Raw genomic sequence first — 26,370 nt, forward strand, 5'->3', positions numbered from 1 at the left:
GTCCGCTCCTCAGTCGGTTTGGATGCGCCGGGTCACCAGGTACGACAGGCCCGCGACGAGCATCGTGGCCACGGCCAGGATCAGCGCGATCGCCGAGCTGTAGCCGAAGTCGTACTTGGCGAAGCCCTGTTCGTAGAGGTAGAGCGCGGCGGTCTGGAACTGCCGGTCCGACCCGCCGGTGGCGGCCGCCGTGCCCGGGTTGAACAGCAGCGGCTCGGCGAGCAGCCGCATGTTCCCGGTCGTCGCGATCACCGTCGAGAAGATGATCTGCGGCCGCAGCAGCGGGACGGTGATCCGCCAGAACTGCTGCCAGCCCTTGGCGCCGTCCAGGGTGGCGGCCTCGTACATGCTCGACGGGATCGCCTGCATCGACGCCAGGAAGATCAGCGCGTGGTAGCCGGTCCAGCGCCACACGACCATCGCCGCGATGGCGGTGTGCGAGCTGGCCGTGCCGGCCTGCCAGTCGATCTGCCCGGCGCCGAACCAGCTCAGCACCCAGTTGACCAGCCCGAAGTCCCGGCCGAACAGCTGCGCGAAGATGATCGTCACCGCCGCCACCGAGGTGATGTTCGGCAGGATCATCCCCATCCGGAAGAACATCCGCCCGCGCAGCCGCCGGTTGAGCAGGTGCGCGATGCCGAGCGCGAACAGGATCTGCGGGATCGTGGTCAGCAGCCACAGGCTGACCGTGTTCCCCATCGCGTTCCAGAAGTACGGGTCGTGGAACAGCAGCTGCTCGTAGTTGCCGAACCCGATGAACTGCGCGCCTTCGGCGTCGATGAGGTTCCGCTTCTGCAGCGAAACCCAGGCGGTGTAGAGCAGCGGGAAGAGCCCGAAGACGCCGAAGATCAGGAAGTACGGGCTGATGAAACCGAACGGCGACAGCTTGACGTCCCACTTCTGCCGCCGCTCGGCGAAGGTCAGCGCCATTATTTGATCTTCGAGACGTCGCCGACCAGCTGGTCCCACGCCGCCGGGCCGTCCTGCTTGCCCTGCTCGACGCGCTGCATGGCGTTGCCGAACTCGGTCTGCACGTCACCGGCCTTGGGGCCCTGGTACTGCGGGTTCAGCTTCTTCGCCGCGTCGGTGAACACCTTGCCCACGGGAGCGTTGTTGAAGAACGGGTTGGTGTAGCCGGTGATCTTCGGGTCGTCGTAGAGCGACGGCGCCGAGGGCAGCAGGCCCTTGCTGGTGAAAACCTTCGCCTGCTGCTCGGGCGCGGTCAGCCAGGCGGCGAGCTCGGCGGCTTCCTTGGTGTGCTTGCCCTGCTTGGGCACGGTCAGGTACGAGCCACCCCAGTTGCCACCGCCGCCCGGCACGGCCGCGACGTCCCACTTGCCCGCGGTGTCCGGCGCCTGGTCCTTGATCTTGGTCATCATCCACGCCGGGCAGGTGACGGTCGCGAACTGGCCCTGGGTGAAGCCGGTGTTCCACTGGGGAGTGCTGTAGAGCAGCCCGGCGCTCAGGTTCGCCTTGACGGCGTCGACCACGAGGTCCCAGCCCTGGCGCAGCGCCGGGTTGCTGCCCACGATGACCTGGTCGTTCTGGTCGTAGTAGCCCTGCGGCGCCTGGCCGACGATCGCGTTGAGCACGGTCGGGCCGCCGTCCATGAACTTGACGCCGTTCGGCGCCTTCTCCTGGAAGCGCTTGCCCGCGTCGAAGAACGCCTGCCACGTGGGCCAGAGCGCGGACACGGCGTCGCGGTCCTCGGGGAGTCCGGCGGCCTTGAACAGGTCACGGCGGTAGCAGATGGCCAGGCCGCCGACGTCGGTGCCGTAGCCGATCTGCTGGCCGCCCTTGCCCAGCGAGGCAGCCCACTTCCAGGCCAGCCAGCGGTCCTTGAGCTTGTCGCCGCCGACGGTGTTGAGGTCGACGAACTTGTCCGGCGTCGCCTTGAACTGGGCGACGTACCCGGTGTCGATCGCTTCGACGTCCGCGGCGCCGGCACCGGTGGCCAGGTGCGCGGCGAGGTTCTTGTGGTGGTCGGAGTAGGCGGCGGTCCGCTCGGTGATCTCGATGTCCGGGTGCGCCGCCTGGTACTCCTTGATCAGGTCGGTGTAGCCGAAGTTGCCGAACAGGCCGAGGCTGAGCTTGACCTTGCCGCCGGCGGCGCCGCTGCTCCCGCAGGCGCTCAGCACGGTGGCGGCGGCCAGCGCGGCGCACACCGCGGCGATCGAGCGGTTTCTCGTTTTCGGGCGCATGAGATCTCCGTTGTTCTGCGGGCCGGTCGGAAAACGCGGGTCCCATGAGAGCGCTCCCAGCAGACTTTCGTCAAGTAACGAAATGATAAAGTGGCTTGGCGTTTACGCAGTACGAGGTCATGTGCTACAGATGTAACCGGTTACAACGACGGAGGTCGCCATGGTCACGGCCCGCGAGGTCGCACAGCTCTGCGGGGTTTCCGTCGCCACCGTGTCGCGGGTGTTCAACCGCCCGGCCGCGGTCAGCGCGGCGACCCGCGAACGCGTCGAGCGCGTGGCACGTGACCTCGACTTCTCGCCGAACGAGTCGGCGCGAGCACTGTCGCGGCAGCGGTCGGCGATGGTCGGCCTGGTCTGGGACACCGACCACCGGCGGCCCGGCTGGCGGCACCCGTTCCTGCAGGACCTGTTGCTGGGCCTCAAATCCGCGCTGAGCTCGCACGGCTACCACCTGCTGCTGCTCGCGACGAGCGACGACGCCCGCGACCGCAACCCGGGCGTCTCGCTGGCCGACCCGGTCGGGTACGTGAGCATGACCCGCCGGCACCACCTGGCCGGGCTGGTGCTGATCGACAGCGGGACGGACGCCGACGCCTTCACGACGTTCGCCCAGTCCGGCTTGCCGTGCGTCGCACTGGACGTCGCCTTGTCGGGGCCGCGGGCAACGCACGTGACGTCGGACAACGCCGGGGGCGCGGCGGAGGCGGTCCGGCACCTGGCCACCCTCGGCCACCGCCGGATCGCGACGATCACCGGCCCCCGCGGCAACGCACCGGCGGCCGCCCGCACCGAGGGCTACCGCCGCGGGCTGGCCGAGGCGGGGCTGCCGGTCTCGGAGGACCTGGTGGTGGGCGGCGACTTCTACCGCGAAAGCGGCTTCGTCGGCATGCGCCGGCTGCTGGCCCGCAAGAACCCGCCGACGGCGGTGTTCGCGGCCAGCGACGAAATGGCGGTGGGCGCCCTGCTGGCGGCCCGCGCGGCCGGGCTGCGGGTCCCGGCGGACCTGGCGGTGGTGGGCTTCGACGACATCGAGGTGGCGTCCTTGGTGGACCCGGCACTGACAACGGTGGCCCAGGACAAACCGGGCTTCGGCACCGCGGCGGCGGGCGCGCTCCTGACGATGCTCGAGACGGCGACGACACCGGAACCGGTGCTGCTCCCGACAAAGCTGGTGGTCCGCGACTCCTGCGGCGCGCACCCGCACCGCTGACCCCGGCTCATGCGCCCCAATGTGGCCTTCGGTGCATCCAACGCACCCAATGTGGCCTTCGGTGCATCTGACGCACCCAATGTGGCCTTGGGTGCGTTGAGCGCAACCAACGCCACATTGGGGTGTTTGGGGCCGGCCGCGCTAGGCCGTGATCTTCGCTTCCCAGTCGATGTGGTGCGAGTACAGCCAGCCGCGGTCCTCGCCGACGTCTCCGCCCGCGCTCGCCTTCACCAGCTTCTCGACGCGCTCGCGCCGCAAGCTTTCGTACGCCGCGAAGGCCGACGCCGGGTCCGGCAGGTCGCGCAGGCACTGCGCCAGCACCACGCTGTCCTCCAGCGCCATCGACGCGCCCTGCCCCGCGGCCGGGGACGCGGCGTGGGCGGCGTCGCCGGTGAGGACCATCCGGGGCGTCGACCAGACCCGCGTCTCGGGGACGTCGTAGGAGTGGCCGCCGAAGACCTCGTCGCCGGTGGCGGCGACGATGTCCGCGCAGGGCAGCGGGTCGCCGTCGAACGCCGCGTGCGCGAACTCGCGCCAGCCCGCCGGCGTGACCGCGGCGATCTCCTCGCGGGACCGCTCGGCATCCGGGATGCGGGCGAACCAGAACGTGGCGCCGTCGGGGTCCGTCGTGAACCCGAAGGCGGCGCGGCTGCCGCGGATCATCCGGTAGATCCCGGGCGCGGCGGGCAGCCCGCCGGCGCGCGTGTAGCCGTACACGACGGTCAGCCCGGTGTAGCGCGGCTCGTCGGCGGCCGGGTCGATCAGCTGCCGGACGACCGAGCGCAGGCCGTCCGCGCCGACCAGCACGTCACCCGTTTCGGTGGTGCCGTCGGCGAACTCCGCTGTGATCCCGGCCGGGCCGGTCTGCGCGCCCACCAGGCGGCGTCCGCGCTCCAGCGGGAAACCGTCAGGGTGCGCGGGCCGTCGAGGCCTTCGGTGTCGAACTCGCGCCGGCCCACGGTCTCCCCGTTCGGGGCGACGAACTCGACGTCCATGCCGTTGTGCATGATCGTGAGGAACGCGCCGATGCCGTCCCCACCCGCGGGATAGGCCTCGTACACGACCGGCTCGTGGCCGGCGAGCTTCAGCGCCATCGCCGCGACTCCGCGTGCCGCCGCCTGTGACGTTACCTTGGCGGCGGCACGCGGTGCCTACTCCTTCGCACCGCTGGTGGCGATGTCGCCGTTCAGGCCGCGCGGGTAGAAGCCACCCGAGGACACCTTGTCCGGGTTGAGGTAGGCGATGTTGAGCACGCGCTCGGCGGACCGGCCGAACGCGATGCCGTTGGCGTCGGTCGGGACGAGGTTCGCCTTGCCGTCCTTGATGACGCCTTCGTCGACGTCGGCCTTGCCGTCGAGGCTGTCGCGGGCGTCGGACATCTTGTTCGTGATGTCGCCGAGGCCCCGCTCGAACAGCGCCGAGCGGATGATGCCGGCGTGGTAGGCCTCGACGGCGAGGATGCCCGCGGCCGCGTCGAGGAACGTCTTGTTGTTCACCAGCGGGGCGGCGCCCTTGTAGGCGGACACGCCGACGTCCTCGAACAGGTAGGCGGCGAGCAGGAAGTTGTTCTCGCTCCCGAACGGGTCGAACGTCTGGCCCTGCTTGATCACCCCGGCGGCCTGCATGGCCGCGGTGAAGCTGTGCTGGAAGTCGATCTCCGGCTGCGCCACGGCGGCCTTGTCCAGCGCCTTGCGCAGGAAGTTCACGTGGGCGACCTCGTCGCCGGCGATCTCCTGGACCATCTGCTTGACGAAGTCGCTCTTGAACTTGACGCCGTGCCCGCCGGAGACCTTGCCCAGGTTGCCGACGCCGTTGACGTACTTCTCGTTCAGGCCGTAGCCGAAGGCGGCGAACGAGTACAGGTTCGCCTCGAGGTACTCGAGGTTGAGCGCGAAGTTCAGCACGGCGGCGTCGCTCGCCGCCTCCTTCCCCGCGTCACCTCCCTGCTGCCCGTACTGCGACGTGGCACCGGCCGAGCCGAGGCCCAGCGACAGCGCTGTGCCGAGCGCACCGGCACCCGCGACGCCGAGCCCCGCCGCTCCCGCAGCCTTGAGGAAGCGGCGGCGGTCGGTCGCGTTCTCCGCGCTGCGCTCGATCAGCTGCTCTGTGTAGCGTTTTCCGAACACCGGGGGACGTCCTCTCGTGACGAGTTCGTCCACCTCACCCACCGGTCATACGTACCTGGACGGCCCCCGGCTCGGTCAAAACGGGAAAATTTTTGATCGACTTCCGTTTGCGCAGGTCAGGCGCGCTGCGCCACCGCGAGCCGGACGCACACGGCCAGCGCGCGGACGGCCTCTTCGACCTCTTCGAGCTTCGGGAAGGTCGGCGCGATGCGGATGACCGCGTCGGCCGGGTCGGCGCCGTGCGGGTGGGTCGCCCCGGCGGGGGTCAGCGCGACGCCGGCCTCCTTGGCCAGCCGCACGACCTCCTTCGCGGTGCCCTGCGGGACGGTGAGGGTGATGAAGTACCCCCCGGTCGGCTTGGTCCAGGACGCCAGGTCGGACAGCTCCTCGGTGAGGATGCGGTCGACGGCCGCGAACTTCGGGCCGATGATCTCGGCGTGCTTGCGCATGTGGGCCCGCACCCCGGCCTCGTCCTTCAGGAAGTGCGCGTGACGCAGCTGGTTGACCTTGTCCGGGCCGATGGTGCGCTTGCCGATGTTGCCGGTCCACCACGCGAGGTTGGCCTCGGAGGCGCCGAAGAAGCCCACGCCGGCGCCGGCCAGGGTGATCTTCGAGGTCGAGCCGAAGACGAAGACGCGGTCGGCGTTGCCGGCCTCGGTGGCCAGGGCGAGGAGGTCGGCCAGCTCCGGCTCGTCGTCGGTGAGGTGGTGCACGGCGTAGGCGTTGTCCCAGAAGATCCGGAAGTCGGGCGCCGCGGTGCGCATGGAGGCCAGCCGCTGGACGACGTCGTCACTGAACGTGACACCGGTGGGGTTGCTGTACTTCGGGACGCACCAGATGCCCTTGACGGCGGGGTCCTCGGCGACCAGCGTCTCGACGGCGTCCATGTCGGGGCCTTCGTCGGTCATCGCGACCGGGACGAGCTCGATGCCGAAGCGCTCGGTGAGCGCGAAGTGGCGGTCGTAGCCCGGGACGGGGGCGAGGAACTTCACCTGCGGCTCGTCGGCCCAGCGGCGCTCGGCGCCGGGCAGCTTGCTCAGCAGGGCCTGGACGACGGCGTCGTGCATCAGCTCGAGGCTGGAGTTGCCGGCGGCGAGCAGCTGCCCGGCGGGCACCTGCAGCGCGGCGGCGAAGATGCGACGCAGCTCCGGCAGGCCGTTGAGGCCGCCGTAGTTGCGGACGTCGGAGCCGTCCTCGGCCTTGAAGGTGCCCTCGCCCGGGAGAGCGAGCAGCGCGTTCGAGAGAGCGAGCTGCTCGGGCGCCGGCTTGCCGCGGGTGATGTCCAGGGAGAGGCCTCGGCCGACCAGGGCCGCGTAGTCGCTGCGGGCCGTGTCGACGTCGACGGAAGCAGTGGTCATGGCCTCAACGCTAAACCCGCCGTCGATACCATTTCGGGGCGGGTCCTGGCTAGGGTGGTTCGTGTGCACCTAGTCGTCCACGCCGACCAGCGTCAGTTCTCGTTGCGCGACTCCGCCGCCCGGTTGACGGGCAGCGGCTGGACGCCATCGGCGGTGGAGTCTCACCGGATCGGGGTGGAGCCGGGCGGAATAGCGATCGCGACGGCGCGCTCGGACGTGGTCGAGTCTTCGGTGGACTTGCTGCCTTCGCCGCCTGCTGTGGTTCCTTCCGCCGAGCACGTGGTGGAAGCGGATCTTCCGGTTCCGAGCGGGCGGGTGGTGATTTCCGGGCCTGCGGACTACCCGTCGCAGGAGAAGTACTTTTCGGTGCTGCCGGGGTTGTACCGGGCTCGGGTTTCTTACGTGCCGGCCGGGCCGCCTGGGGTGACGTGGAACGAGCACGAGTTCGGGGAGCACTACCGGTACGTGGTGGAGCTGTGGCCGGTGGAGCGGCCGTCCGAAGTGGAGGTCCTGCGCCAGGGCGCGGCTGTGTGGGACGGTTAGAGCGCCGTCAACGTGGCCAGCTTCCAGCGGCCGTCCACCCGCTTGGCCGTCACCGCCAGCTGGGCCACCGATGACGTCGGCGCTCCGCCGCCCTGGGCCACCGTCTGCTGGTCCAGGAACAGGAGCAGGTCCGCGGAGTCCCCGCGCAACGACCTGACCCCGATCGCCCGGACCGTTGTCGTGCGCGTCAGCTTTTCCGACTCCGCCTTCGTCCGGGCCGCAGCGAACTGGGTCTGGTACTGCCGCACCGCATCGCCCGTCAACACCTCCGCCGCCGCCCGCTCCGTGCGGGGCAGGTTCGCGTAGTCGTACGAGAACACCGCCTTCACCGCGTCGCTCACCGAAGACGAAACCTCGGCAGTGGCCGGAAGATCCACCAAGGCCTGGTTGTCGCCCGGGGACAGGGATGCCGTCTCGATGCCGAACCACGCCGTGCAGCCCAGGGCCAGCACCACCACCGCGACCAGCACGCGGGTCATGAGCCCGCCGCCTGGACGCCGCTGATCTTCCACCCTGCTGGGGAGCGGGACACGTCCACCGTCAGGCGGTTCATCTTCGGGGTGACCGCGCCGCCTCCCGTCGAGACGCGGACGTCCAGCACCGCCAGGAGACGGGCGGTCCCGGCGGGCACGTCGATCTCCGTCACCGCCGCCTGGACCAGCGATGCGGTCGACACCGTGCGGGCCGCGACCGCCCGGTCGATCTGCAGCTGACGATCACCCGAAAGATCCTTGGCGTACTGGCCCGTCGTCGCCGCTGTCCAGCGGTCCACGTCCGCCGCCGCCGTGCGGTAGTCGATCGTGTTCAACGTAACCAAATAAGGCCCCGCCGCCGACAGGATCGCGTCGCGGTCGCGGCCCCGCGCCAGCGACTCGTCGGAAGCCGCGCGCCACCACGACCAGCCCGCGAAGGCCGCCGCCAGGATCGACAAAGCAGCCAAGACCACCAGGAGACGCTGCGTCACGGCGCGCCCAGCAACCGGCCGAGCCCACCCGAAGACGGCCCCGTCAGCAGGCTCAGCATCCCCGGCAGCTGCGCCGGCGAAGACGAAGCCGCCTGCTGCTGAGGTGCCGCGGGAATCGCGGGCGGCTTCCCCGCATAAGGCGCGTTCTGCGCCCCGCGCACCCCGGTCGGGCTGCCCGGCGGCTCGGCGCAGTACGCGTTCATGTTCACCGGTGCTTCCGACTCATCGTTCGCCGGACGCTGCTTCGTCCCCTCATACCCCTTCGTGCACGACGCCGGGTCGAAGAAGTTGAACACCACGCCCAGGTGACCCGTGCCGTCCGGGGACGTCGACGGCGAGAACGCCGAGATGATCGGGTACGCGACCAGCAGCTCCTCGATCGAGTCCTTCCGGGACGTCGTGATCTGCGCCGTCGTCAGCAGGTTGGCGAACAGCACCCCCAGATCCGTCCCCGACGCCGCCAGCACGTCGCTGATCTGCCGGCTCAGCCGCGGCGCCTGCGCGATCACCCGCCGCAGGTCCGGGTCGGACTTCTTCAGCTGACCCGCGATCGTGCGCAGGCCGGACGCGAAGTCCGTGATGTTCGCCGCCTGGCGTTCCTGGGTGCCCAGCACGATGCGCGAGTTCGCCAGCAGTCCCTGCGTCTGCGGCACGTACTGCGCGGCCACCGCCGTCAGCGAGCCCGTGCTGTCCAGCAGCTGCTGCAGCTGCGGGCCCGCGCCCGCGAACGCGTTGTACGTCTCGTCGACGACCGTCCGCAGCGACTCCGGGTGCACGCTCGCGACGAGGTCGTCCAAATGCGACAGCACGGTGTCCGGCGACGGTGGCAGGGACGTCCTGTCCGCCGTGATCACGGACCCGTCCTTCAGGTAGGGCCCGCCGTTGTGCAACGGCAGCAGGTCGACGAACTGCTCCCCCACCGCCGACCGGTTCGCCACCTGCGCGTGCGCGTCGGCCGGGATGTCCGGCGCGCCCGCGTCGATGTCGAGCGCGACGTCGACGCCGTGCTCGGTGAGCGTCAACGACGTCACCCGGCCGACCGTGACGCCGCGGTAGGCGACCTCGGAGTTGACGAAGATGCCGCCGGAGTCGGTCAGCTGCGCGGTCACGACGTAGCCGCGGTTGCCGAACAGCCGGTCCAGCCCGGCGTACCGGCCGCCGGCGTAGACCACCGACACCACCGCGATGACGACGAACGCGAACAGCTGGATCCGGATCTTGCGGGTCACCGGCCGCCCCCGATCAGGCCGAGCAGGCCGCCCAGCAGGTTCGGCCCGGCCGCCGGCGGGACCGAGCCCAGGTCGGGCAGCGGCAGCGGTGGCGCGGCGGCGGACGGCTGCCCGCCGATTCCGGAAGGCAGCGCGATCGGCGGCTGCGACGAGTTCGCGAAGTTCCGGATCAGGACGTCCAGGTCCAGGTTCACGTTCGCCTCGACGTTCGCGTAGTCGCCCTTGATCACGTTGCCCGCGTAGTCCGGGAACGGGTAGGTGAGCAGGATCTGCAACGCGGTCGGCAGGTTCTGGCCCGCTTCGGCGAGCTTGGCCAGCGTCGGCTGCAGCGCCTTGAGGTTCGCGACGAGCTGGTCGCGGCTCTTCGTCACCGTGTCCACCGCGACCCCGGACAGCGTGTTCAGCGCGTTCAGCATGCCCACGAGCTGGTCGCGCTGGTCCGTGACGACCTTCAGGCCCGGCGCGAGGTTGTCGAGCGCGTTCGTCAGGTTCTGCGTCTGGCCCGTCAAGGTCTTGGACAGCTTCGCGAGGCCGTCGATCGCGCGCAGGATCTCCGTCTTGTGCCCGTCGAGCTGGGTGGCCAGTTCGTCCACCCGGGACAGCAAAGCCCGGATCTCCGGCTCGTTGCCCGACAGCGCTTCGTTGAGCTCGTGGCTGATCTTCTGGATCTGCTCGACGCCGCCGCCGTTGAGCAGCAGCGAAAGCGCGCCGAGCACCTCCTCGACCTCGGGGTTGCGGTTGGTGCGCCCGAGCGGGATCTGCGCGCCGTCGGCCAGGCGACCGGTGGCCGGCTCGGCCGTCGGCACGCTCAGCTCGACGAACTTCTCGCCCAGCAGCGAAGACTGCTTCAGCTCGGCGCGCGCGTTCGCGGGCAGCGCGATGCCGCCGTTCACCGTCATCGCCACCAGCGCCGACCGCGTGTCCGGCGTCAGGGTGATCTTGTCGACCCGCCCGACGGCGACGTCGTTGACCTTGACGCTCGACTGCGGCACCAGGTCCAGGACGTCGGTGAACAGCGCGGTGACGTGGTACGGGTGGTCGCCGACGTCGGCGCCGCCCGGCAGCGGCGTGCCGTAGAGGCCGTTGAACCCGCCGTCACTGCACGCCGCCAGCACGAGTACCCCGGCGAGCACTCCCGCGAGCCGCTTCACTTCGCACCGCCGGACAGCTGCTCCATGACGTCGACGAGCGGGAGCGGCAACGGCGGCAGCGTCCCGTTCTGCAGGGAGTTGAGCACCTGCGGGATCGTCGGCAGCTTCAACGCGCCGTCCAGGACCGGCGCCAGCTGCTTGCAGATGTTCCCCAGCGTGTCGGGCACTTCCTTGGGCGTGAACGAGCTGATCAGGCGGCACACGGTGAGGATCGGCGGGTGGGTCAGCTCGTTGAGGTTGTCGCGGACGGCGATGGTGCCCGACGCGGCGTCGTAGGAGTTGATGAAGTTCGTGGCGCCGGTCGGGGCGATGTCGAGCACCTCGGCGAGCGCGGCGCGCTGGTCGACGAGGACCTTCGACAGCGACGCCAGTTTGTCGACATTGGATTCCAGTGCCGCTTTGTTGTCGTTGACGAACTGCTGGACGTCGCCGAGCGCACCGCCGAGGGACTGCAGCGCGGCACCCACCTCGGACGAGTCCGCGGCGAGGAACCGGCTGACGTCGGCGACGCGGCCGTAGAACTCGTTGAGCTGCTGGTCGCTCTGCGCGAGGGCGCCGGTGAAGGAGTTCAGGTTTTCCACGGTCGAGAACAGGTCGTCCTTCGAGCCGTCGAGGGTCTTGGCCAGCTCCGCCAGCTGCCCGACCGTCGAGTTCAGCGAAGCCCCGTTGCCTTTCAGCGTGTTCGCCGCGGTGTCGAGGACGCCGGACAACGCCCCGTTCTTGTTGGCGCCGTTCGGGCCCAGCGCCGTCGAAAGCTTGTCGATGCTCGAATACAGGTCGTCCAGCTCGACCGGCGTAGCGGTGCGCTGGCGCGGCAGGACCGTGCCCGAAGCAAGGACAGGCCCGCTGTCGTAGGCCGGCGTCAGCTGGACGTACCGGTCGCTGACCAGGCTCGGCGCGACGACGACCGCGCCGACGTCGGCCGGCAGCGGCACGTCGTCGCCGACCCGCATGTCCACGCGGACCGCGTCGCCCTCGGGCGTGACGTCGGTGACCTCGCCGACCGGCACGCCGAGCACCCGCACCGACGAACCGGCGTACAGCCCGACGGTCTTGCCGAAGTAGGCGGACACCACCGTGCCGGTGGCCGCGCGGAACACCAGGTACAGCCCCGCGGTGACGATCAGGGCGAGGACGCACCCGAACGCCAGCCACGTCACCAGGCTGCGGCCGCGGGCCGTGTGGATGGTCATCGGCCGCCCACCCCCTGGTTCGGCGCCGCGATCGGCGGGGTGCAGCCTTCGGGGTTGATGGTGACGACGCCGGCGTTGATCGTCGGCGGCAGCAGCCCGCACAGGTAGCCCTCGAACCAGCGGCCGTTGCCGGTGGCGTTCGCGCCGACGCGGGCGAACGGCGCCATCAGCTGCAGGCTCTTGTCGAGGTTGCCCTGGTTGCGCTGCAGGATGTCGGTCACCTTCCCGAGCTTCTCCAGCGTCGGCTTGAGCTGGTCGCGGTTGTCCTGGACGAGCCCGGTGAGCTGGGCCGACAGCTGCTGGGTGCCGGTGAGCAGCGCGTGGATGGCTTGCTTGCGGTTCTGCAGCTCGGTGAGCAGCAGGTTGCCGTCGCTGATCACGCGTTGCAGCTGGGCGTTGCGGTCGGACAGCGTCTTCGAGACCTGGCTCGTGTTCGCCAGCAGCGTGTGCAGGTCGGCGTCACGGGAGGAAACCGTGCGAGCCAGCGACGAGAGCCCGTTCAGGGTGTCTTTCAAGTACTGCGGGCTGTCCTTGAGGCTGTCGGACAACGCGTTGAAGCTGTCCGCGAGCTGTTTCGTGTCGATGTCTCCGACCGTCGTCGACAGCTGCTCGAACGCGTCCTGCAGCTGGAACGGCGTGCGCGTGCGGGCCTGCGGAATCGTGTCGTCCGGCTCCTGCGCGCCGCTGCCCTTCGGGTCGAGCGCGAGGTACTTCTCCCCCAGCAGCGTCTTGATCTCGATCGACGCTGTCGTCCCGTCGCCGACCCGGACGTCCTTGACCCGAAACCGGACCAGGACCTGCTTGCCCGCGAGTTTCACCGACGACACCGTGCCGACCTTGACGCCGGCGACCTGGACCTCGTTGTCCGGCGCCAGCCCGGCGGACTCGCCGAAGTACGCCGAGTACGTCGTGCCGTTGCCGAAGAACGGGAGCTGGTCGGCGAAGTACGTCGTGGCCGTGACGAGCACGATCAGCACGAGCGCGACCGCGCCGACGCCTGCCTGGTTGCGTTCTTTCAGCGGTTTCACGGACCGCACCTCTCCGCGCGCTGGGTGCCGGGGATCGGGATGATCGGCAGGGTGATGTCGAGGGAGGAGATGCCGATGGTGCCGGTGATCCCGCACAGGTAGTAGTTGAACCAGCTGCCGTAGCTCAGGGTCCGGGTGAACTTCTGCAGGTTGCCCGGCAGCACCTGGAGGAGGTGGTTGAGCAGCTCGCCGGAGTCGCCGAGGTTCTGCGACAGCGCGCCGAGTTGCGCGACGTCGTCCTTGAGCGCCGGGCGCGCGTCGGCCAGGAGCCCGGTGGTCGACACGGCGAGGTCGCCGAGCGCGCTGACCGCCTCGCCGATCGGCTTGCGCTGCTCGGCCAGCCCGCTGACCAGCTTCTGCGTCTGCTCGATGAGGTCGCCGAGCTGCGCGCCGCGGGAGTTGACCGTGGCGAGCACCGTGTTGAGGTTGGCGATGACCTGGCCGATCACCTGGTCCTTGCTCGCGATCGCGGTCGTCAGCGACGCCGTGTGCTGCAGCAGGCTGGTGATCGTGCCGCCCTCGCCCTGGAAGACGCTGATGATCTCGGCCGACAGCCGGTTGACGTCCTGCGGGTTGAGTGCCTTGAACAACGGCTTGAACCCGTTGAACAACACGGTGAGGTTGAGCGCGGGTTTGGTGCGCTCCGGCGGGATCGTGCCGCCTTCGGGCAACGCGCGATCCCCGGGGACGTCGGTGCCGAGCGCGAGGTAGCGCTGGCCGACCAGGTTGCGGTACTTGATCGTCGCGGTCACCGTCTCCGGCAGCCGGTAGGTGTGCTCGACGTCGAACCGGACCTCGGCGAGGTTCCGCTCGCCCTCGACCACCGCGATCGTGTCGACCTGGCCGACCTTGACGCCGGCGATGCGGACGTCGTCACCTTCCTTCAGCCCGGACGCGTCGGTGAACTTGGCCAGGTACGCGTGCGTCTCGCCGAAGTTGGTGTTCGCGATGGTGGCCGCCAGGATCCCGGTGAGCAGCACCGTGACGACCGCGAAGATCCCGAGCTTGACCAGCGACGGGACAAAACTCCTCATTTCAGCTCCACCTCCGCCCCGCGGTAGAGCGGCCCGACGAGCAGGCCCGCCCAGCCCGGCACGTCACCCGGCGAAGTGCCGAGCGCGGGCGACGCGAGCAGGTCGATCAGGTCGTTTTCGTACGCCGAGCCGACGATCGTGCCGTCGCCGCCGACGGCGCCGCCCCCGGCGGGCAGCTCGCCGGGCGGGTACTTCGGCGGCGGGGGCTTGCTGGAGCCGTCCTTGATGGGGCCGTCCGGCGGGTACTGCGGCCACACGCCGGGGTGCGGGACGCTCGGGTAGCAGCGCGGGCCGCGCTTGTCCTCGTACTTCGGCTCGTCGACGCCGGGGAGATACTTGCCGCGGCTGGCGGCGAACTCGATGGTGACCCGGCTGACCTCGGGGTGCGCGGTGCCCTTGCCGAACGCCAGCTCGGCCCGCGGCACCGACTCGGCGAGCTGCCGCAGCAGGCACGGGTACTCGGGCGCGTACTTGGCGAGGACGTCCAGGGTCGGCTGGATCGCGGTGGTGAGCCGGATCAGGTTGTCCTTGTTGACCTGCAGGAAGCTCGTGAGGTCGACCGAAGCGGCGGTGACCGTGGCGTAGAGGTCGCTGAGCTGCGCGCGCTGGTCGACGATCGTCCGGGTCGTCGTCGTCAGGTCCGAGAGCGCCTGCAGGATGTCGGGCGCGGCCTTGTCGTAGGTGTCCGCGACGTTCGCCAGCCCGGTGATGTCGGCTTTGAGGTCCGGCAGCGACGGGTTCAGCTTGCCGAGGTAGTCCGACAGGCCCGCGAGGGTCTCGCCGAGCTGCTTGCCGCGGCCGTCGAGCGCCGTGGCCACCGCGGTGAGCGTGCTCGACAGCTTCTCCGGCTGGACCGCCTGCAGCAGCGGCATCACGTCGTCGAGGACCTGCTGCAGCTCGATCGCCGCGCTGCTGCGGTCCTGCGGGATGACGTCGCCGGCCTCGATCGGCCGTTCCTTGTTCTCCGGCAGCTGGAGGGCGACATAGCGCTCGCCGAAGAGCGTCTTCGGCAGCAGCCGCGCGGCGACGTTCTTCGGGATGACGTGGGTCTTGTCCGGGTCGAGGGCCAGCTCCAGCTCGGCGTGGTCGCCCTTCGCCACGACGGACCGGACCTCGCCGACGAGCATGCCGCGGACCTTGACGTCGCCGCCGGTGCGCAGCTGGCTGCCGACCCGGTCGGTTTCGAGCTTCACGAGCGTCACCGGCGTGAACGCCTTGTTGTAGACGGCCAGGGTGAGTGCGATGAACAGGGCGGCGACGAGCAGGAAGACGAGCCCCAGCACCTGGTACCGGAGCCGCTGCCAGAGCTCGCGCCTCATCCCGAAATCCTCACCGTGGTGTTCGCGCCCCAGATCGCCAGCGACAGGAAGAAGTCCAGCACCGAGATCAGCACGATCGACGTCCGCACCGCGCGGCCGACCGCGACGCCGACGCCAGCCGGGCCGCCGCTGGCGTGGAAGCCGTAATAACAATGGGACAGGATCACGAGCACGCTGAACACGATCACCTTCCCGAACGACCACAGGACGTCGCCGGGTGGCAGGAAGAGCGTGAAGTAGTGGTCGTAGGTGCCCGCGGACTGGCCGTAGAGCCAGATGGTGATCTGCCGGGACGCGAGGTAGCTCGAGAGCAGGCCGACCGCGTACAGCGGGATCACCGCGGCGACGCCGGCGAGCACCCGGGTCGTCACCAGGTACGGCATGCTCGGCACGCCCATGACTTCGAGCGCGTCGATCTCTTCGGAAATCCGCATGGCGCCGAGCTGGGCGGTGAAGCCGCAGCCGACGGTCGCGCTCAAGGCGAGTCCCGCGGAAAGAGGGGCGACTTCGCGCGTGTTGAAGTAGGCGGAGATGAACCCGGTCAGCGCCGCCGTGCCGAGCTGGTTGAGCGCGGAGTAGCCCTGCAGGCCGACGATGAGGCCGGTGAACAGCGTCATCCCGATCATCACGCCGAGGGTGCCGCCGATGACCGCGAGGCCGCCGGTGCCGAAGCAGACTTCGGTGAGCAGCCGCAGGGTTTCCCGGCTGTAGCGGCGGATCGTGCGCGGCGACCAGGCGAGCGCCTTCGCCGCGAACGCTAGCTGCTTGCCGAGCCCCTCCAGGCTCTGGCCCGGGCGCGCGATGTACTCGAGCGTCCGGTCGGCGTCCAGGGGTTCGGCGGTCATCACATCGCCTTCGGCGGGACGATCCGCAGGTAGATCGCGGTGAGCACGACGTTGATGAGGAACAGCAGCAGGAACGTGATGACGACGGCCTGGTTGACGGCATCCCCGACGCCCTTCGGCCCGCCCGCCGGGTTCAGGCCGCGGAAGGCGGCGACGACCCCGGCGACGAAGCCGTACAGCAGCGCCTTGATCTCGCTGACCCACAGGTCCGGCACCTGGGCGAGGGCGTTGAAGCTGGCCAGGTACGCACCCGGCGTGCCGCCTTGCAGGACGACGTTGAAGAAGTAGCCGCCGAGCACGCCGACCACGCTGACCAAGCCGTTCAGCAGCACCGAAACCACCATCGCCGCGAGCACCCGCGGCACGATCAGCCGCTGGATCGGGTTGACGCCGAGGACCTCCATGGCGTCGATCTCTTCGCGGATCTTGCGGGCGCCGATGTCCGCGCAGACCGCGCTGCCGCCGGCGCCCGCGACCAGCAACGCCGTGATCAGCGGGCTGGCCTGCTGCACGATCGCCAACGCGCTGGCCGCGCCGGTGAACGACTGCGCGCCGATCTGCGCGGTCAGCGAACCGAGCTGCAACGCGATCACCGCACCGAACGGGATGGCCACCAGCGCCGTCGGGAGGATCGTGACACTGGCGAAGAACCAGCACTGCTGGATCCACTCACGGGTCTGGAAGGGGCGCTTGAAGATCGCGCGCAGCACCTCCCAGGAAAGCGTGGCGAGCCGGCCGACCTGGGTCAGGGCCGCGGTTCCCGGGAGCGTGCCAGTGCCTCCGCTCACCACACCTCCCAGTAAGTCGTCATTGACCTCCGAGTCTTCTCCACACCCGGTTCCCGCTTTTGGTTAGCGGTGTTCACTCAAGCTTTCGGCAGTTCTCCTTCAGAAGTTGAGGGCGTGCGTGGCCGTCGCCCCGCCGTCCGCGACGAATTCCGCACCCGTGCAGTACGCGCTCTCGTCGCTGGCCAGGAACAACACAAGCTTGGCGACGTCCTCCGGCTGCCCGACCCGCTTCAGCGCGACCTTCTTGCCGACGTACGACATGTCGACTTTCTGGCCGCCCGCCGCGGTCTCGACCATCTTGGTGTCGATCGCGCCGGGGTGCACCGAGTTGACCCGGATGTGCTTCTTGCCGAGCTCCATCGCCGCGACCTTGGTCATGCCGCGGATCGCGAACTTGCTCGCGGTGTAGGCGACGAGGTAGGGCATCCCGGCCAGACCCTCCACAGAGGACACGTTGACGATGGAGCCACCGCCGGCGGCGGTCATCGGTTCAACGACCGAGCGCATGCCGAGAAACGCCCCGATCTGGTTCACGCGGATCACGCGTTCGTAATCGGCCAGCGTCGTCTGCCCCAGCTCCGAAAAGTGCAGGATGCCGGCGTTGTTGACCAGCACGTTCGGCGCGCCGAACTCCGTTGTCGCGCGCTCGACCGCGGCGGCCCAGCCGTCTTCGTCGCCGACGTCGAGGTGCTGGTAGACGGCCTGCTCGCCGAGTTCGGCGGCCAGCTGCTTGCCCTCGTCGTCGAGGATGTCGGCGATCACCACCTTCGCGCCTTCGGCGACGAACGCGCGCGCGGCGGCCTCGCCCTGTCCACGCGCGGCGCCGGTGATCAGGGCGATCTTCCCGTCCAGCCTCATGACTCTCCCTGGCTCTCGGTGACGGCGAACATCCGGGCGGGATCCCGCTCGGCGAAGAACTCGCTCACGGTGGTTTCGAGTTCGTCGAGCGCCCAGCGCCGCTCGATCCGCGGGGGCTCGACCAGCGCGACCGTGCCGCCGTGGACGACGAACACCTGGCCGTTGACGTGCTCGGCCGCCGGGGAGGCGAGGTAGGTGACGAAGGGAGCGACGTTTTCGACCGAAAGGGGATCGGCGCCGTCGGCAGGAGCGGCGCCGAACACCCCTTCGGTCATCGCCGTCCGCGCGCGCGGGCAGATCGCGTTGGCGCGGACGCCGTACTTGGCCAGGCCGCGGGCGGCCGACATGGTGAGCGCGGTGATGCCCGCCTTCGCCGCGGCGTAGTTGGGCTGGCCCGGCGAGCCGAAGAGGAACGCCTCGGACGCGGTGTTGACCAGCCGCCCGTACACCGGCTTGCCGTCCGCTTTGGACTTGTCGCGCCAGTGCTTCGCGGCGTTGCGGGACAACAGGAAGTGGCCGCGCAGGTGAACGCGCAGCACGACGTCCCAGTCGTCGTCGGACATCGAGAACAGCATGCGGTCGCGCACCACGCCGGCGTTGTTGACCACGATGTCGAGCCCGCCGAGGTCGAGCGCGGCTTCGGTGAGCGCGTCGGCCGTGGCGCGTTCGCCGACGTCGCCGGCGACCGCGACGGCCCGGCCGCCCGCCGCTTCGATCTCGGCGACGACGTCCTTCGGCTCGCTGATGTCGTTGACGACGACCGTGGCACCCCGGGTGGCGAGCGCGAGCGCTTCGGCCCGCCCCAGCCCCGCGGCGGCGCCCGTGACGATCGCCGTCCTGCCGGTCAAGCTCACCGCGGGACCTCCTCGTCGAGTCCTGATCTCGGGCCTACAGTAGAATCTGTTCTCGTTCGAGGCAACCCTTTGGGTGAACGGCGCTAACCCGCGATGAACAGCGCATTCTTCGGGCAGCCCTTGACCGCATCGGAAACGCGTTCTACCTGGTCGGGCGCGACCGGGCCCGGCTGGATCACCAGTTCCTCCTCGTCGTCGAGGTCGAAAACTTCCGGAGCGAGCCCCACGCACACCGCGTTCGCCTCGCACAGCAGCCGGTCGACGCCGATCTCCATGCTTCCTCCGCCGCTCGAGCCCTGGTACAACTAGAACAGGTTCTACTGTAACGCCGGGAGCCGGTACGGCACCACAACGAGCCGGACCGGGTGGAGGTGACGGGTGCGGATCGATTACACGCCGGAGCAGCGCGCGCTGGCCGCCGAGCTTCGGGAGTACTTCGCCGAGCTGATGACGCCCGAACGGCGCGGCGGCCTCCGCTCGGGCGGCGGCGAATACGGCGATGGCGTGGCGTACAAGGAGATCGTGCGGCAGCTGGGCAAGGACGGCTGGCTCGCGCTGGGCTGGCCGCCGGAGTACGGCGGGCAGGGCCGGTCGATGCTCGACCAGCTGATCTTCACCGACGAGGCGGCCGTCGCCGGGGTGCCGGTCCCGTTCCTCACGGTGAACACCGTCGGCCCGACGATCATGCGCTACGGCACCGAAGACCAGAAGGCGTTCTACCTGCCGAAGATCGCCGCCGGCGAGCTGCACTTCTCGATCGGCTACTCCGAGCCGGAGGCCGGCACCGACCTGGCGTCGCTGCGGACGCGCGCCGAGCGCGACGGCGACGAGTACGTCGTCACCGGCCAGAAGATGTGGACGAGCCTGATCGAGTACGCCGACTACGTCTGGCTCGCGGTCCGGACCGATCCGGCCGCGAAGAAGCACCGCGGGCTGTCGATGCTCATCGTGCCGACGTCCGCCGAGGGCTTTTCGTGGACCAAGGTGCACACCGTGGCCGGCGCGGGCACGAGCGCGACGTACTACGACGGCGTGCGCGTGCCGGTGTCGGCGCGCGTCGCCGAGGAGAACGCGGGCTGGCCGCTGATCACCAACCAGCTCAACCACGAGCGCGTCGCGCTGACGTCGTCGGCGCCGATCCGCAAGGCCCTCGCCGACGTGCTCGAGTGGGCGCGGGAGACCGGCGCCCTCGACCAAGAGTGGGTGCGGCTGCACCTCGCGCGGGTGCACGCGGGCGCGGAGTACCTGAAGCTGCGGAATTGGCGGATCGCCTGGGCGGCCGCGAACAGCGAGCTGGGCCCGGCGGAGGCGTCGGCGACGAAGGTCTTCGGCACGGAGTTCGCGATCGAGGCCTACCGGCTGCTGATGGAGGTGCTCGGCGCGGCCGCCGTCGTCCGCGAAGGCTCGCCGGGCGCGCAGCTGGCCGGGCGGATCGAGCGGCTGCACCGGTCGGCGCTGATCCTCACCTTCGGCGGCGGCACCAACGAGATCCAGCGGGACATGATCGCCGCCACCGCCCTCGGCCTGCCCGTCACGCGCTAGGAGCACCCATGGACTTCACCTCTTCCGAAGCGTCGGCCGACCTCGCGGCGCTGACCCGGCGGCTGCTGGCCGACAAGGTCACCCACGACCCGCACGGCACCGGCGGTTTCGACACGGGCGCGTGGACGGCCCTCGGCCAGGCGGGCGTCCTGGACGCGGCCCTGCCGTCGTCGCTCGGCGGCGGCGGGTTCGGCCTGCTGGAGCAGTGCGCGGTGCTGACCGAGATCGGCCGCGCGGTGGCGGCGGTCCCGTACCTGCCGTCGATCACGATGGCGGCGTCGGCACTGGCGGAGTTCGGCACGCCGGAGCTGGTGGACCGCTGGGTGCTGCCGGTCCTGCGCGGCGAGCGCGTGCTCGCGGTGGCGTTGTCCGGGTTCACGGCGTCGGCGGGCCGGGTGTCCGGTGCCGGGACGGCGGTGCCGTTCGCGGCGTTCGCGCACGGGTTCCTGGTGGCCACTCCCGGCGAGGTGTTCCTGGTCGACGCCGCGGCACCGGGGGTTTCGGTGCGGCCGCAGCAGACCGTCGACCACGCGGACGCCGCGCTTGTGGAGCTGTCCGACGTGCCGGGCGTGCCGCTGGGCGACATCGGCGAGTGGCTGCGCCTGCGCGGGACGGCCGGGGTGTGCGCGCAGCAGCTCGGCGTGGTCGAGCGGGCGCTGGAGCTGACGGCGGCGTACGCGGCCGAGCGGAAGCAGTTCGACCACGTGATCGGCGGGTTCCAGGCGGTACGTCAGCGGCTGGCGGACGCGTACCTGGACGTCGAAGCGGTCCGCCTGACGACGCTGCAGGCGGCGTGGCAACTGACGTCGGACGTCCCCGCGGCGGACGCGGTCGCGACGGCCAAGTTCTGGGCGGCGGAGGCGGGCCACCGGGTCGCCCACACGGCGGTCCACGTCCACGGCGGCGTCGGCATCGACGTCGACCACGTGGTCCACCGGTACTTCGCGGCGGCCAAGCGCCTGGAGTTCCAGCTCGGCGGGGCGACGCGGCAGCTGCTGGCCCTGGGCGACCTCCTGGCGGGCCGCGGCTAGCTCGCCGCGTAGGTCCAGAACTCGCGCATCAGCGGGGTGGGCTCGGGGCCGGTCATCTCGACCTGGGTCAGCAGCACCGAGACCGTGCCCGTCGCCGGAACCAGGTGCAGGGCCGTGCCCGCGCCGCCGACCCAGCCGTAGCGGCCCGGGACCTCCCAGGGTTCCTTCGGGTCGACGTCGACCGAGCCGCCGAAGCCCCAGCCCTGGCCGTGCAGGAACGGCCGCGCCGCTTCCCGCTGGGCGGGTGTCAGGTGGTCGGTCGTCATGCGGTGGACCGACTCCGGTGTCAGCAGGCGGTGGCCGCCCGCCGTGCCCTCGTCGCGCAGGAACCGCGCGAACGCCAGCAGGTCGTCGGCCGCCGAAACCAGCCCGCCGCCCCCGGACGGGAACGGCGGCGGCGCGCTCCAGCGCCCCTCCGGCGAGTCGACCAGCCGCAGCCCCTCCTCGCCGCGGCGGTAGGCGCTGGTGAACCGGCCCAGGGCCGCCGTCGGCACGGTGAACCCGGTGTCGGCCATGCCGAGCGGCTCGAACAGCCGCTCCGCCAGGAACTCCGGCAGCGGACGGCCGGCCACGCGCGCGATCAGGACGCCCTGCAGGTCGGAGCCGGTGTCGTAGAGCCATGCCTGTCCCGGCTGGTGCAGCAGCGGCACCTGCGCCAGCGCCGCCAGCCACTCGTCCGGCGACGGCGCCCGCGGGGCCGCCACCGGGTGGCCGAGGACCTGGAACAGCAGGTCGACCGCGGGCAGTCCCATGTCGGCCGCGAAGCCGTACCCGCAGCGGAAGGTGAGCAGGTCGGCCACCGTGATCGGGCGGGCGGCCGGCACGACATCGTCGACCGGGCCGGCCGGCGTCCGGACGACCACCGGCGACGCCAGCTCCGGCAGCCACCGCGCGACCGGGGCGTCCAGAGCCAGCTCGCCGTCGTCGACGAGCATCAGCACGGCCGCGGCCACGATCGGCTTGGTGAGCGACGCGATGCGGAACAGCGAGTCCCGCGCCATCGGCACGGTGCCCTCGGCGTCGGCCGAGCCGGCGGCCGAGGCCTCGACCTGGTCGCCGCGGGCCACGAGCGCCACCGCGCCCGGGACGTCGCCGGTGTGCCGGGTCAGCAGCTCGGTCAACGAGGTCATGGGGCAGAACCCTATTCAGGCCGTCGGGATGCGTTCCGTGGCGCCGCCCTGACCGGAACGAGGTGCTCAGTCCTGGGGGTTGATCGCACGCAGCCGGCGCGGGCCGGTGTCGGGCCGGGACGGCGGCGCGCCCAGCACCAGGCGGGCGTTGGCGACGAAGGCGCCGTCCGGCGAGGCCAGGATCGGGTCGAGCACCAGCGACCGCACCTCAGGGTTGTCCTCGGCCAGCGCCGCCACGCGCAGCACCATGTCCTGCAGCGCGGCGAGGTCGGCGGGCTCGTCGCCGCGGTAGCCGGTGAGCAGCGGCGAGGTCCGCGGCTCGCGCAGCAGCGTCGCGGCGTCGACGTCGGTGAGCGGCACGGCCCGGTAGGCGCGGTCGCCGAGCAGCGTGCTGACCAGCCCGGACAGCCCGAACGACACGAGCGTGCCGAACGACGGGTCGTCCTGCAGCCCGATCACGCACGACAGGCCCTTGGGCGCCATCCGCTGGACGTACACCTCGTCGTCGCCGGAGACCTCCCGCAGCGTCTCGTACGCGGTGCGCACCGAGTCTTCCGAGGCCAGGTCGAGCCGGACGCCGGCCAGGTCGGGCCGGCCGCGCAGCCGCTCGTCGACCGCCTTGAGCGTCACCGGGTAGCCCAGCTCGCCCGCCGCCGCGACCGCGTCGTCCACAGTGGACACGATGCGGAACGGCACGACGCCGATGCCGTAGCAGTCCAGCAGCCGCACGACTTCGGCGTCCGAGAGCAAGGTCGTCTTGCCGCTGCCGGTTTCCAGGAGCTCGCGCACGATGCCCTGCGCCTGCTCGGTGTGGATGCCCGCGGGCCGCACCAGCGTGCCCTGCGGGCGTTGCCGCCACGCCGCGTACCGCACGACCCGGGCGAGCGCGTTGACCGCGCGTTCGGGGCTCGGGTACGACGGGATGGAGCCCCGCGTCGGCACGCCGTCGCCGGACAGCACGGCCAGTTCGTCCGGGACTCCTTCGGCGGCGAGGAACGTCGAGACGATCGGCTTGCGCTGCCCCAGTTCGACCACGGTCTCGCGCAGGGCGCGCGCGTAGGCGGTGCCGGGAATGGCGATCGGCGGCGCGAACACGACGACGAGCGCGTCGGTTTCCGGCGAGATCAGGGCCTCGCGGACGGCCTTGGCGAACTCCTCCGGCGGGGCCTGCGGGCCGACGTCCACCGGGTCCGAAGCGAGCCGCAGGCCCTGCATCCGCGCGGTGTCGGCGGCCAGCAGCCCGATCGCGCTGGAGTTGCCGACGATGCCGACCCGCGGCCCGGCGGGCAGCGGCTGGTGGGCGAACACGAGCGCGGTGTCGAACAGCTGCGCCAGCGACTCCACGCGCACGACCCCGGCCTGCTCGAACAGCGTCTGGACGCTGGCCTCGTCGATCTCCGTCGACGTCGCCGCCAGCTGCGGCCGGACCGCGTGCCGCCCGGACTTCACCGCGACGATCGGCTTGGTCCGGGCGAGCCGTCTGGCCAGCCGCGCGAACTTGCGCGGGTTGCCGAAGGACTCGAGGTACAGCAGCACGAGGTCGGTGTCCGGGTCGGTTTCCCAGTACTGGAGCAGGTCGTTGCCCGAGACGTCGGCGCGGTTGCCCGCCGAGACGAACGTCGACAGGCCGAGGCCGCGCGCTTCGGCGTCGGCGAGGATCGCGGTGCCCAGCGCGCCGGACTGGCAGAAGAAGCCGGTGCGCCCGCGGCCGGGCAGCCGCGGCGCGAGGGTGGCGTTCAGCCGGATCCCGGGCGCGGTGTTCAGCACGCCGAGCGCGTTCGGGCCGACCACGCGCATGCCGTGCGCCCGCGCCTCGCCGACCAGCCGCAGCTCGGCGTGCAGGCCGTGCGGGCCGGCTTCGGCGAACCCGCTGGAGAGGATCAGCAGCGTCTTGACGCCCTTGGCCAGGCAAGCGTCCAAAACGGACTCGACGGACTCGGCGGGCACCGCGACGACGGCCAGGTCGACCGGGTCCGGGATGTCCAGCACCGACGGGTACGCGCGGACGCCGCGGACCGAGCGGTGCTCCGCGTTGACCGGGTAGACGGTGCCGGTGAACGCGGCGACCAGGAGGTTCGCGAAGGCGACGTGGCCGACCTTGTTCGGTTCGGTGGAGGCGCCGATCACGGCGACCGACGTCGGGTGCAGCAGGTTGTGCACGCTGCGCGCCTCGGCCGCCTGTTCGCGCGAGCGCGCGACGGCGAGGGACTCCTCGGTCGGGTCGATGTCGAACTCCAGGTGCAGCACGCCCTCTTCGAACTCGCGGCTGACCTGGTAGCCGGCGTCGCGGAAGACGCGCACCATGGCGGAGTTCTCGGCGAGCACCTCGGCGACGAACCGGCGCAGCCCGCACTCGGAGGCGGCCGCGGCGAGGTGCTCGAGGAGGATCGAGCCGACCCCGCGGCCCTGGTGGGCGTCGCTGACGACGAAGGCGACCTCGGCCGACGGCCCGTGGTCGAGCCGTTCGTACCGGCCGACGGCCACGATGTCGTCGCCCAGGAAGGCGGCGAACGCGACCCGGTCGTGGTGGTCGACCGTGGAGAAGCGCTTCAGGTCCTTCTCCGGGATCCGCGGGTAGGCACCGAAGTACCGGAAGTAGCGGGTGCGTTCGGACAGCTTGGCGTGGAAGGCGACGAGGCCGTCGGCATCGGTGGGCACGACCGGCCGCAGGTGGACGGTGCCGCCGTCGGACAGCACGACGTCGGCCTCCCAGTCGCGGGGGTAGTCGAAGGGGTCCCGTCCGGCCATGGTCAGTCCCTGGGGTCGTCGGGGTCCAGGCCGTGCAGCGGGAACACGGCGCGACGCGTGTCCCGGACGGCGATGTCCACCGGGTCGTCCTCGCCGTCGCCCCACGGCTTGAACTCCGTGTCGCGGTCGTCGGACATGGTTTGCGGGAGTTCGGCGTGCGGGGCGGCCTTGGTGACGGTTTCCCGCCAGCCGGGCGGCAGCGGCGTCGCGGGGTCGACGTCCCGGTCGAGGACGGTGGCGATCAGGTGCGTCCAGGATCGTGGAACGACCCGGATCAGCTGGTAGCCGCCCCCGCCGACGGCGATCCACTTCCCGCCGGCGTAGGTCTCGGCGAGGTCGCGGAGGGTGGCGTAGATGGTGCGGTGCCCGTCGACGGACAGCGAGAGGTCGGCCAGCGGGTCTTCTTCGTGGGAATCGACACCGCACTGGGTGAAGAGCAGCTGCGGTTCGAAGTCGGCGAGCAGCGAGGGGACGACGGCGTGGAAGGCCCGCAGCCACCCGGGGTCCCGCGTGCGCGGCGGCAGCGGGACGTTGACCGAGGTGCCGTCGGCCTTCCCGCGGCCGGTCTCGGCGGAGTAGCCGGTGCCGGGCCAGAGCGTGAAGGGGTGCTGGTGCATCGAGATGGTGAGGACGCGCGGGTCGTCGTAGAAGGCGGCCTGGACGCCGTCGCCGTGGTGGACATCGGTGTCGATGTAGGCGATCCGGTCGAAGCCGTGGTCGAGCAACCACGAGATGGCGACGGCGCAGTCGTTGTAGACGCAGAAGCCGGCGGCCTGGTCGCGCATGGCGTGGTGCAGGCCCCCGGCGATGTTGACGGCCCTTCGCGATTCGCCTTCGGCGACCTTCCTGGCGGCGAGCAGCGTCGACCCGACGACGAGGGCGGAGGCATCGTGCATGTCGGAGAAGACGGGGTTGTCGGAGGTGCCGAGGCCATGCCCGACATCCCACCCGACGAGCGGCGCCTCCCGCACGGCGGCGAGGTATTCGGGGGCGTGGATCCGGAGCAGTTCGTCGTCCCCGGCGCCGGTGGGGACGAGCAGTTCGACGTCGCGGAGCACGCCGAGCTCGGTGGCCAGCCGGACGGTGAGCTCCAGCCGGACGGGATTGAAGGGGTGATCCCCACCGAGGTCATAACCCAGCAGGGCACGGTCCCAAACAACGGCCGGCGACATACCGCCCGACTCTAGTGCCGATCGGCCGGGTGTGTGGACTGGAAAT

24 protein-coding genes and 1 pseudogene are annotated in these 26,370 nt (G+C 70.7%); 4 read left to right on the top strand and 21 right to left on the bottom strand.

Annotation, left to right across the window (positions count from 1 at the left end; all coding sequences use genetic code 11):
• Positions 1-9: 9 nt before the first annotated feature.
• Positions 10-930, bottom strand: a complete 921-nt coding sequence (locus I4Q55_RS29565; RefSeq protein ID WP_206792174.1) for a carbohydrate ABC transporter permease — start codon at positions 928-930, stop codon at positions 10-12.
• Positions 930-2,201, bottom strand: a complete 1,272-nt coding sequence (locus I4Q55_RS29570) for an extracellular solute-binding protein (RefSeq protein WP_206792176.1) — start codon at positions 2,199-2,201, stop codon at positions 930-932. Before I4Q55_RS29570 ends, I4Q55_RS29565 begins: the two co-directional genes overlap by 1 nt.
• A gap of 160 nt (positions 2,202-2,361) precedes the next feature.
• Here I4Q55_RS29570 and I4Q55_RS29575 point away from each other — a divergent pair, with 160 nt between their 5' ends.
• Complete coding sequence (locus tag I4Q55_RS29575; protein WP_206792178.1) at positions 2,362-3,411, top strand: LacI family DNA-binding transcriptional regulator; 1,050 nt, start codon at positions 2,362-2,364, stop codon at positions 3,409-3,411.
• Between the two features lie 141 nt (positions 3,412-3,552).
• Here I4Q55_RS29575 and I4Q55_RS29580 read toward each other — a convergent pair.
• From I4Q55_RS29580 to I4Q55_RS29590, 3 genes and pseudogenes are all read right to left on the bottom strand, one after another.
• A pseudogene (locus tag I4Q55_RS29580) lies at positions 3,553-4,505 on the bottom strand (FAD-dependent monooxygenase).
• Between the two features lie 57 nt (positions 4,506-4,562).
• The gene (locus I4Q55_RS29585) at positions 4,563-5,537 is read right to left on the bottom strand and encodes a ferritin-like domain-containing protein (protein ID WP_206792451.1); all 975 of its coding nucleotides are present in this window, start codon (positions 5,535-5,537) and stop codon (positions 4,563-4,565) included.
• A 116-nt stretch (positions 5,538-5,653) separates the two neighbouring features.
• Positions 5,654-6,895 carry an aminotransferase class I/II-fold pyridoxal phosphate-dependent enzyme gene (locus tag I4Q55_RS29590; protein ID WP_206792180.1) on the bottom strand — a complete coding sequence of 414 codons (1,242 nt, stop codon included), beginning with the start codon at positions 6,893-6,895 and terminating at the stop codon, positions 5,654-5,656.
• Between the two features lie 63 nt (positions 6,896-6,958).
• Here I4Q55_RS29590 and I4Q55_RS29595 point away from each other — a divergent pair, with 63 nt between their 5' ends.
• On the top strand, positions 6,959-7,438 hold the full coding sequence (locus I4Q55_RS29595) for a hypothetical protein (protein ID WP_206792183.1): 480 nt from the start codon (positions 6,959-6,961) through the stop codon (positions 7,436-7,438).
• Here I4Q55_RS29595 and I4Q55_RS29600 read toward each other — a convergent pair.
• The 13 genes from I4Q55_RS29600 to I4Q55_RS29660 all read right to left on the bottom strand — a co-directional run bounded on the left by I4Q55_RS29600 (position 7,435) and on the right by I4Q55_RS29660 (position 18,976).
• Positions 7,435-7,917 carry a hypothetical protein gene (locus I4Q55_RS29600; protein ID WP_206792185.1) on the bottom strand — a complete coding sequence of 161 codons (483 nt, stop codon included), beginning with the start codon at positions 7,915-7,917 and terminating at the stop codon, positions 7,435-7,437. The genes I4Q55_RS29595 and I4Q55_RS29600 overlap by 4 nt on opposite strands.
• A complete protein-coding gene (locus tag I4Q55_RS29605; RefSeq protein ID WP_206792187.1) occupies positions 7,914-8,402 on the bottom strand; it encodes a hypothetical protein in 489 nt (162 codons plus the stop codon). The genes I4Q55_RS29600 and I4Q55_RS29605 overlap by 4 nt, the downstream gene beginning before the upstream one ends.
• Positions 8,399-9,631: an MCE family protein gene (locus tag I4Q55_RS29610; protein ID WP_206792189.1), complete on the bottom strand. Its 1,233-nt coding sequence runs from the start codon at positions 9,629-9,631 to the stop codon at positions 8,399-8,401. The genes I4Q55_RS29605 and I4Q55_RS29610 overlap by 4 nt, the downstream gene beginning before the upstream one ends.
• Positions 9,628-10,782 carry an MCE family protein gene (locus tag I4Q55_RS29615; protein WP_206792192.1) on the bottom strand — a complete coding sequence of 385 codons (1,155 nt, stop codon included), beginning with the start codon at positions 10,780-10,782 and terminating at the stop codon, positions 9,628-9,630. The genes I4Q55_RS29610 and I4Q55_RS29615 overlap by 4 nt, the downstream gene beginning before the upstream one ends.
• A complete protein-coding gene (locus I4Q55_RS29620) occupies positions 10,779-11,975 on the bottom strand; it encodes an MCE family protein (RefSeq protein ID WP_206792193.1) in 1,197 nt (398 codons plus the stop codon). Before I4Q55_RS29620 ends, I4Q55_RS29615 begins: the two co-directional genes overlap by 4 nt.
• Positions 11,972-13,003 carry an MlaD family protein gene (locus I4Q55_RS29625; protein ID WP_206792195.1) on the bottom strand — a complete coding sequence of 344 codons (1,032 nt, stop codon included), beginning with the start codon at positions 13,001-13,003 and terminating at the stop codon, positions 11,972-11,974. The genes I4Q55_RS29620 and I4Q55_RS29625 overlap by 4 nt, the downstream gene beginning before the upstream one ends.
• Positions 13,000-14,037: an MCE family protein gene (locus I4Q55_RS29630; RefSeq protein ID WP_206792197.1), complete on the bottom strand. Its 1,038-nt coding sequence runs from the start codon at positions 14,035-14,037 to the stop codon at positions 13,000-13,002. The genes I4Q55_RS29625 and I4Q55_RS29630 overlap by 4 nt, the downstream gene beginning before the upstream one ends.
• Positions 14,034-15,356, bottom strand: coding sequence for an MCE family protein (locus I4Q55_RS29635; RefSeq protein WP_206792199.1), 1,323 nt, complete (start codon positions 15,354-15,356; stop codon positions 14,034-14,036). Before I4Q55_RS29635 ends, I4Q55_RS29630 begins: the two co-directional genes overlap by 4 nt.
• Positions 15,353-16,201: an ABC transporter permease gene (locus I4Q55_RS29640; RefSeq protein ID WP_206792201.1), complete on the bottom strand. Its 849-nt coding sequence runs from the start codon at positions 16,199-16,201 to the stop codon at positions 15,353-15,355. Before I4Q55_RS29640 ends, I4Q55_RS29635 begins: the two co-directional genes overlap by 4 nt.
• On the bottom strand, positions 16,201-16,989 hold the full coding sequence (locus I4Q55_RS29645; protein ID WP_086838139.1) for an ABC transporter permease: 789 nt from the start codon (positions 16,987-16,989) through the stop codon (positions 16,201-16,203). Before I4Q55_RS29645 ends, I4Q55_RS29640 begins: the two co-directional genes overlap by 1 nt.
• Before the next feature lie 99 nt (positions 16,990-17,088).
• A complete protein-coding gene (locus tag I4Q55_RS29650) occupies positions 17,089-17,847 on the bottom strand; it encodes a glucose 1-dehydrogenase (protein WP_206792203.1) in 759 nt (252 codons plus the stop codon).
• Complete coding sequence (locus I4Q55_RS29655) at positions 17,844-18,701, bottom strand: 3-oxoacyl-ACP reductase (RefSeq protein WP_206792205.1); 858 nt, start codon at positions 18,699-18,701, stop codon at positions 17,844-17,846. Before I4Q55_RS29655 ends, I4Q55_RS29650 begins: the two co-directional genes overlap by 4 nt.
• Positions 18,702-18,784: 83 nt before the next feature.
• Positions 18,785-18,976 (bottom strand): ferredoxin, encoded by a 192-nt coding sequence (locus I4Q55_RS29660; protein WP_206792207.1) that lies wholly within the window; start codon positions 18,974-18,976, stop codon positions 18,785-18,787.
• Positions 18,977-19,079: 103 nt separating this feature from the next.
• On the opposite strand from I4Q55_RS29660, the gene I4Q55_RS29665 reads away from it, so the two are divergent.
• Together I4Q55_RS29665 and I4Q55_RS29670 are read left to right on the top strand one after the other, a co-directional pair.
• Positions 19,080-20,243 carry an acyl-CoA dehydrogenase family protein gene (locus tag I4Q55_RS29665; RefSeq protein WP_206792210.1) on the top strand — a complete coding sequence of 388 codons (1,164 nt, stop codon included), beginning with the start codon at positions 19,080-19,082 and terminating at the stop codon, positions 20,241-20,243.
• 8 nt (positions 20,244-20,251) lie between these two features.
• Entirely contained in the window at positions 20,252-21,274 is a 1,023-nt protein-coding gene (locus I4Q55_RS29670; RefSeq protein ID WP_206792212.1) for an acyl-CoA dehydrogenase family protein, read from the top strand.
• On the opposite strand, the gene I4Q55_RS29675 is transcribed toward I4Q55_RS29670, so the two are convergent.
• The 3 genes from I4Q55_RS29675 to I4Q55_RS29685 all read right to left on the bottom strand — a co-directional run bounded on the left by I4Q55_RS29675 (position 21,271) and on the right by I4Q55_RS29685 (position 26,324).
• Entirely contained in the window at positions 21,271-22,404 is a 1,134-nt protein-coding gene (locus I4Q55_RS29675) for a serine hydrolase (RefSeq protein WP_206792214.1), read from the bottom strand. The genes I4Q55_RS29670 and I4Q55_RS29675 overlap by 4 nt on opposite strands.
• 66 nt (positions 22,405-22,470) lie before the next feature.
• Positions 22,471-25,152 (bottom strand): bifunctional GNAT family N-acetyltransferase/acetate--CoA ligase family protein, encoded by a 2,682-nt coding sequence (locus tag I4Q55_RS29680; RefSeq protein ID WP_206792216.1) that lies wholly within the window; start codon positions 25,150-25,152, stop codon positions 22,471-22,473.
• A gap of 2 nt (positions 25,153-25,154) precedes the next feature.
• Entirely contained in the window at positions 25,155-26,324 is a 1,170-nt protein-coding gene (locus I4Q55_RS29685; RefSeq protein ID WP_206792217.1) for an acetoin utilization protein AcuC, read from the bottom strand.
• Between the last annotated feature and the right edge of the window lie 46 nt (positions 26,325-26,370).

The sequence above is a fragment of the Amycolatopsis sp. MtRt-6 genome (assembly GCF_017308975.1).
Lineage (GTDB): Bacteria > Actinomycetota > Actinomycetes > Mycobacteriales > Pseudonocardiaceae > Amycolatopsis.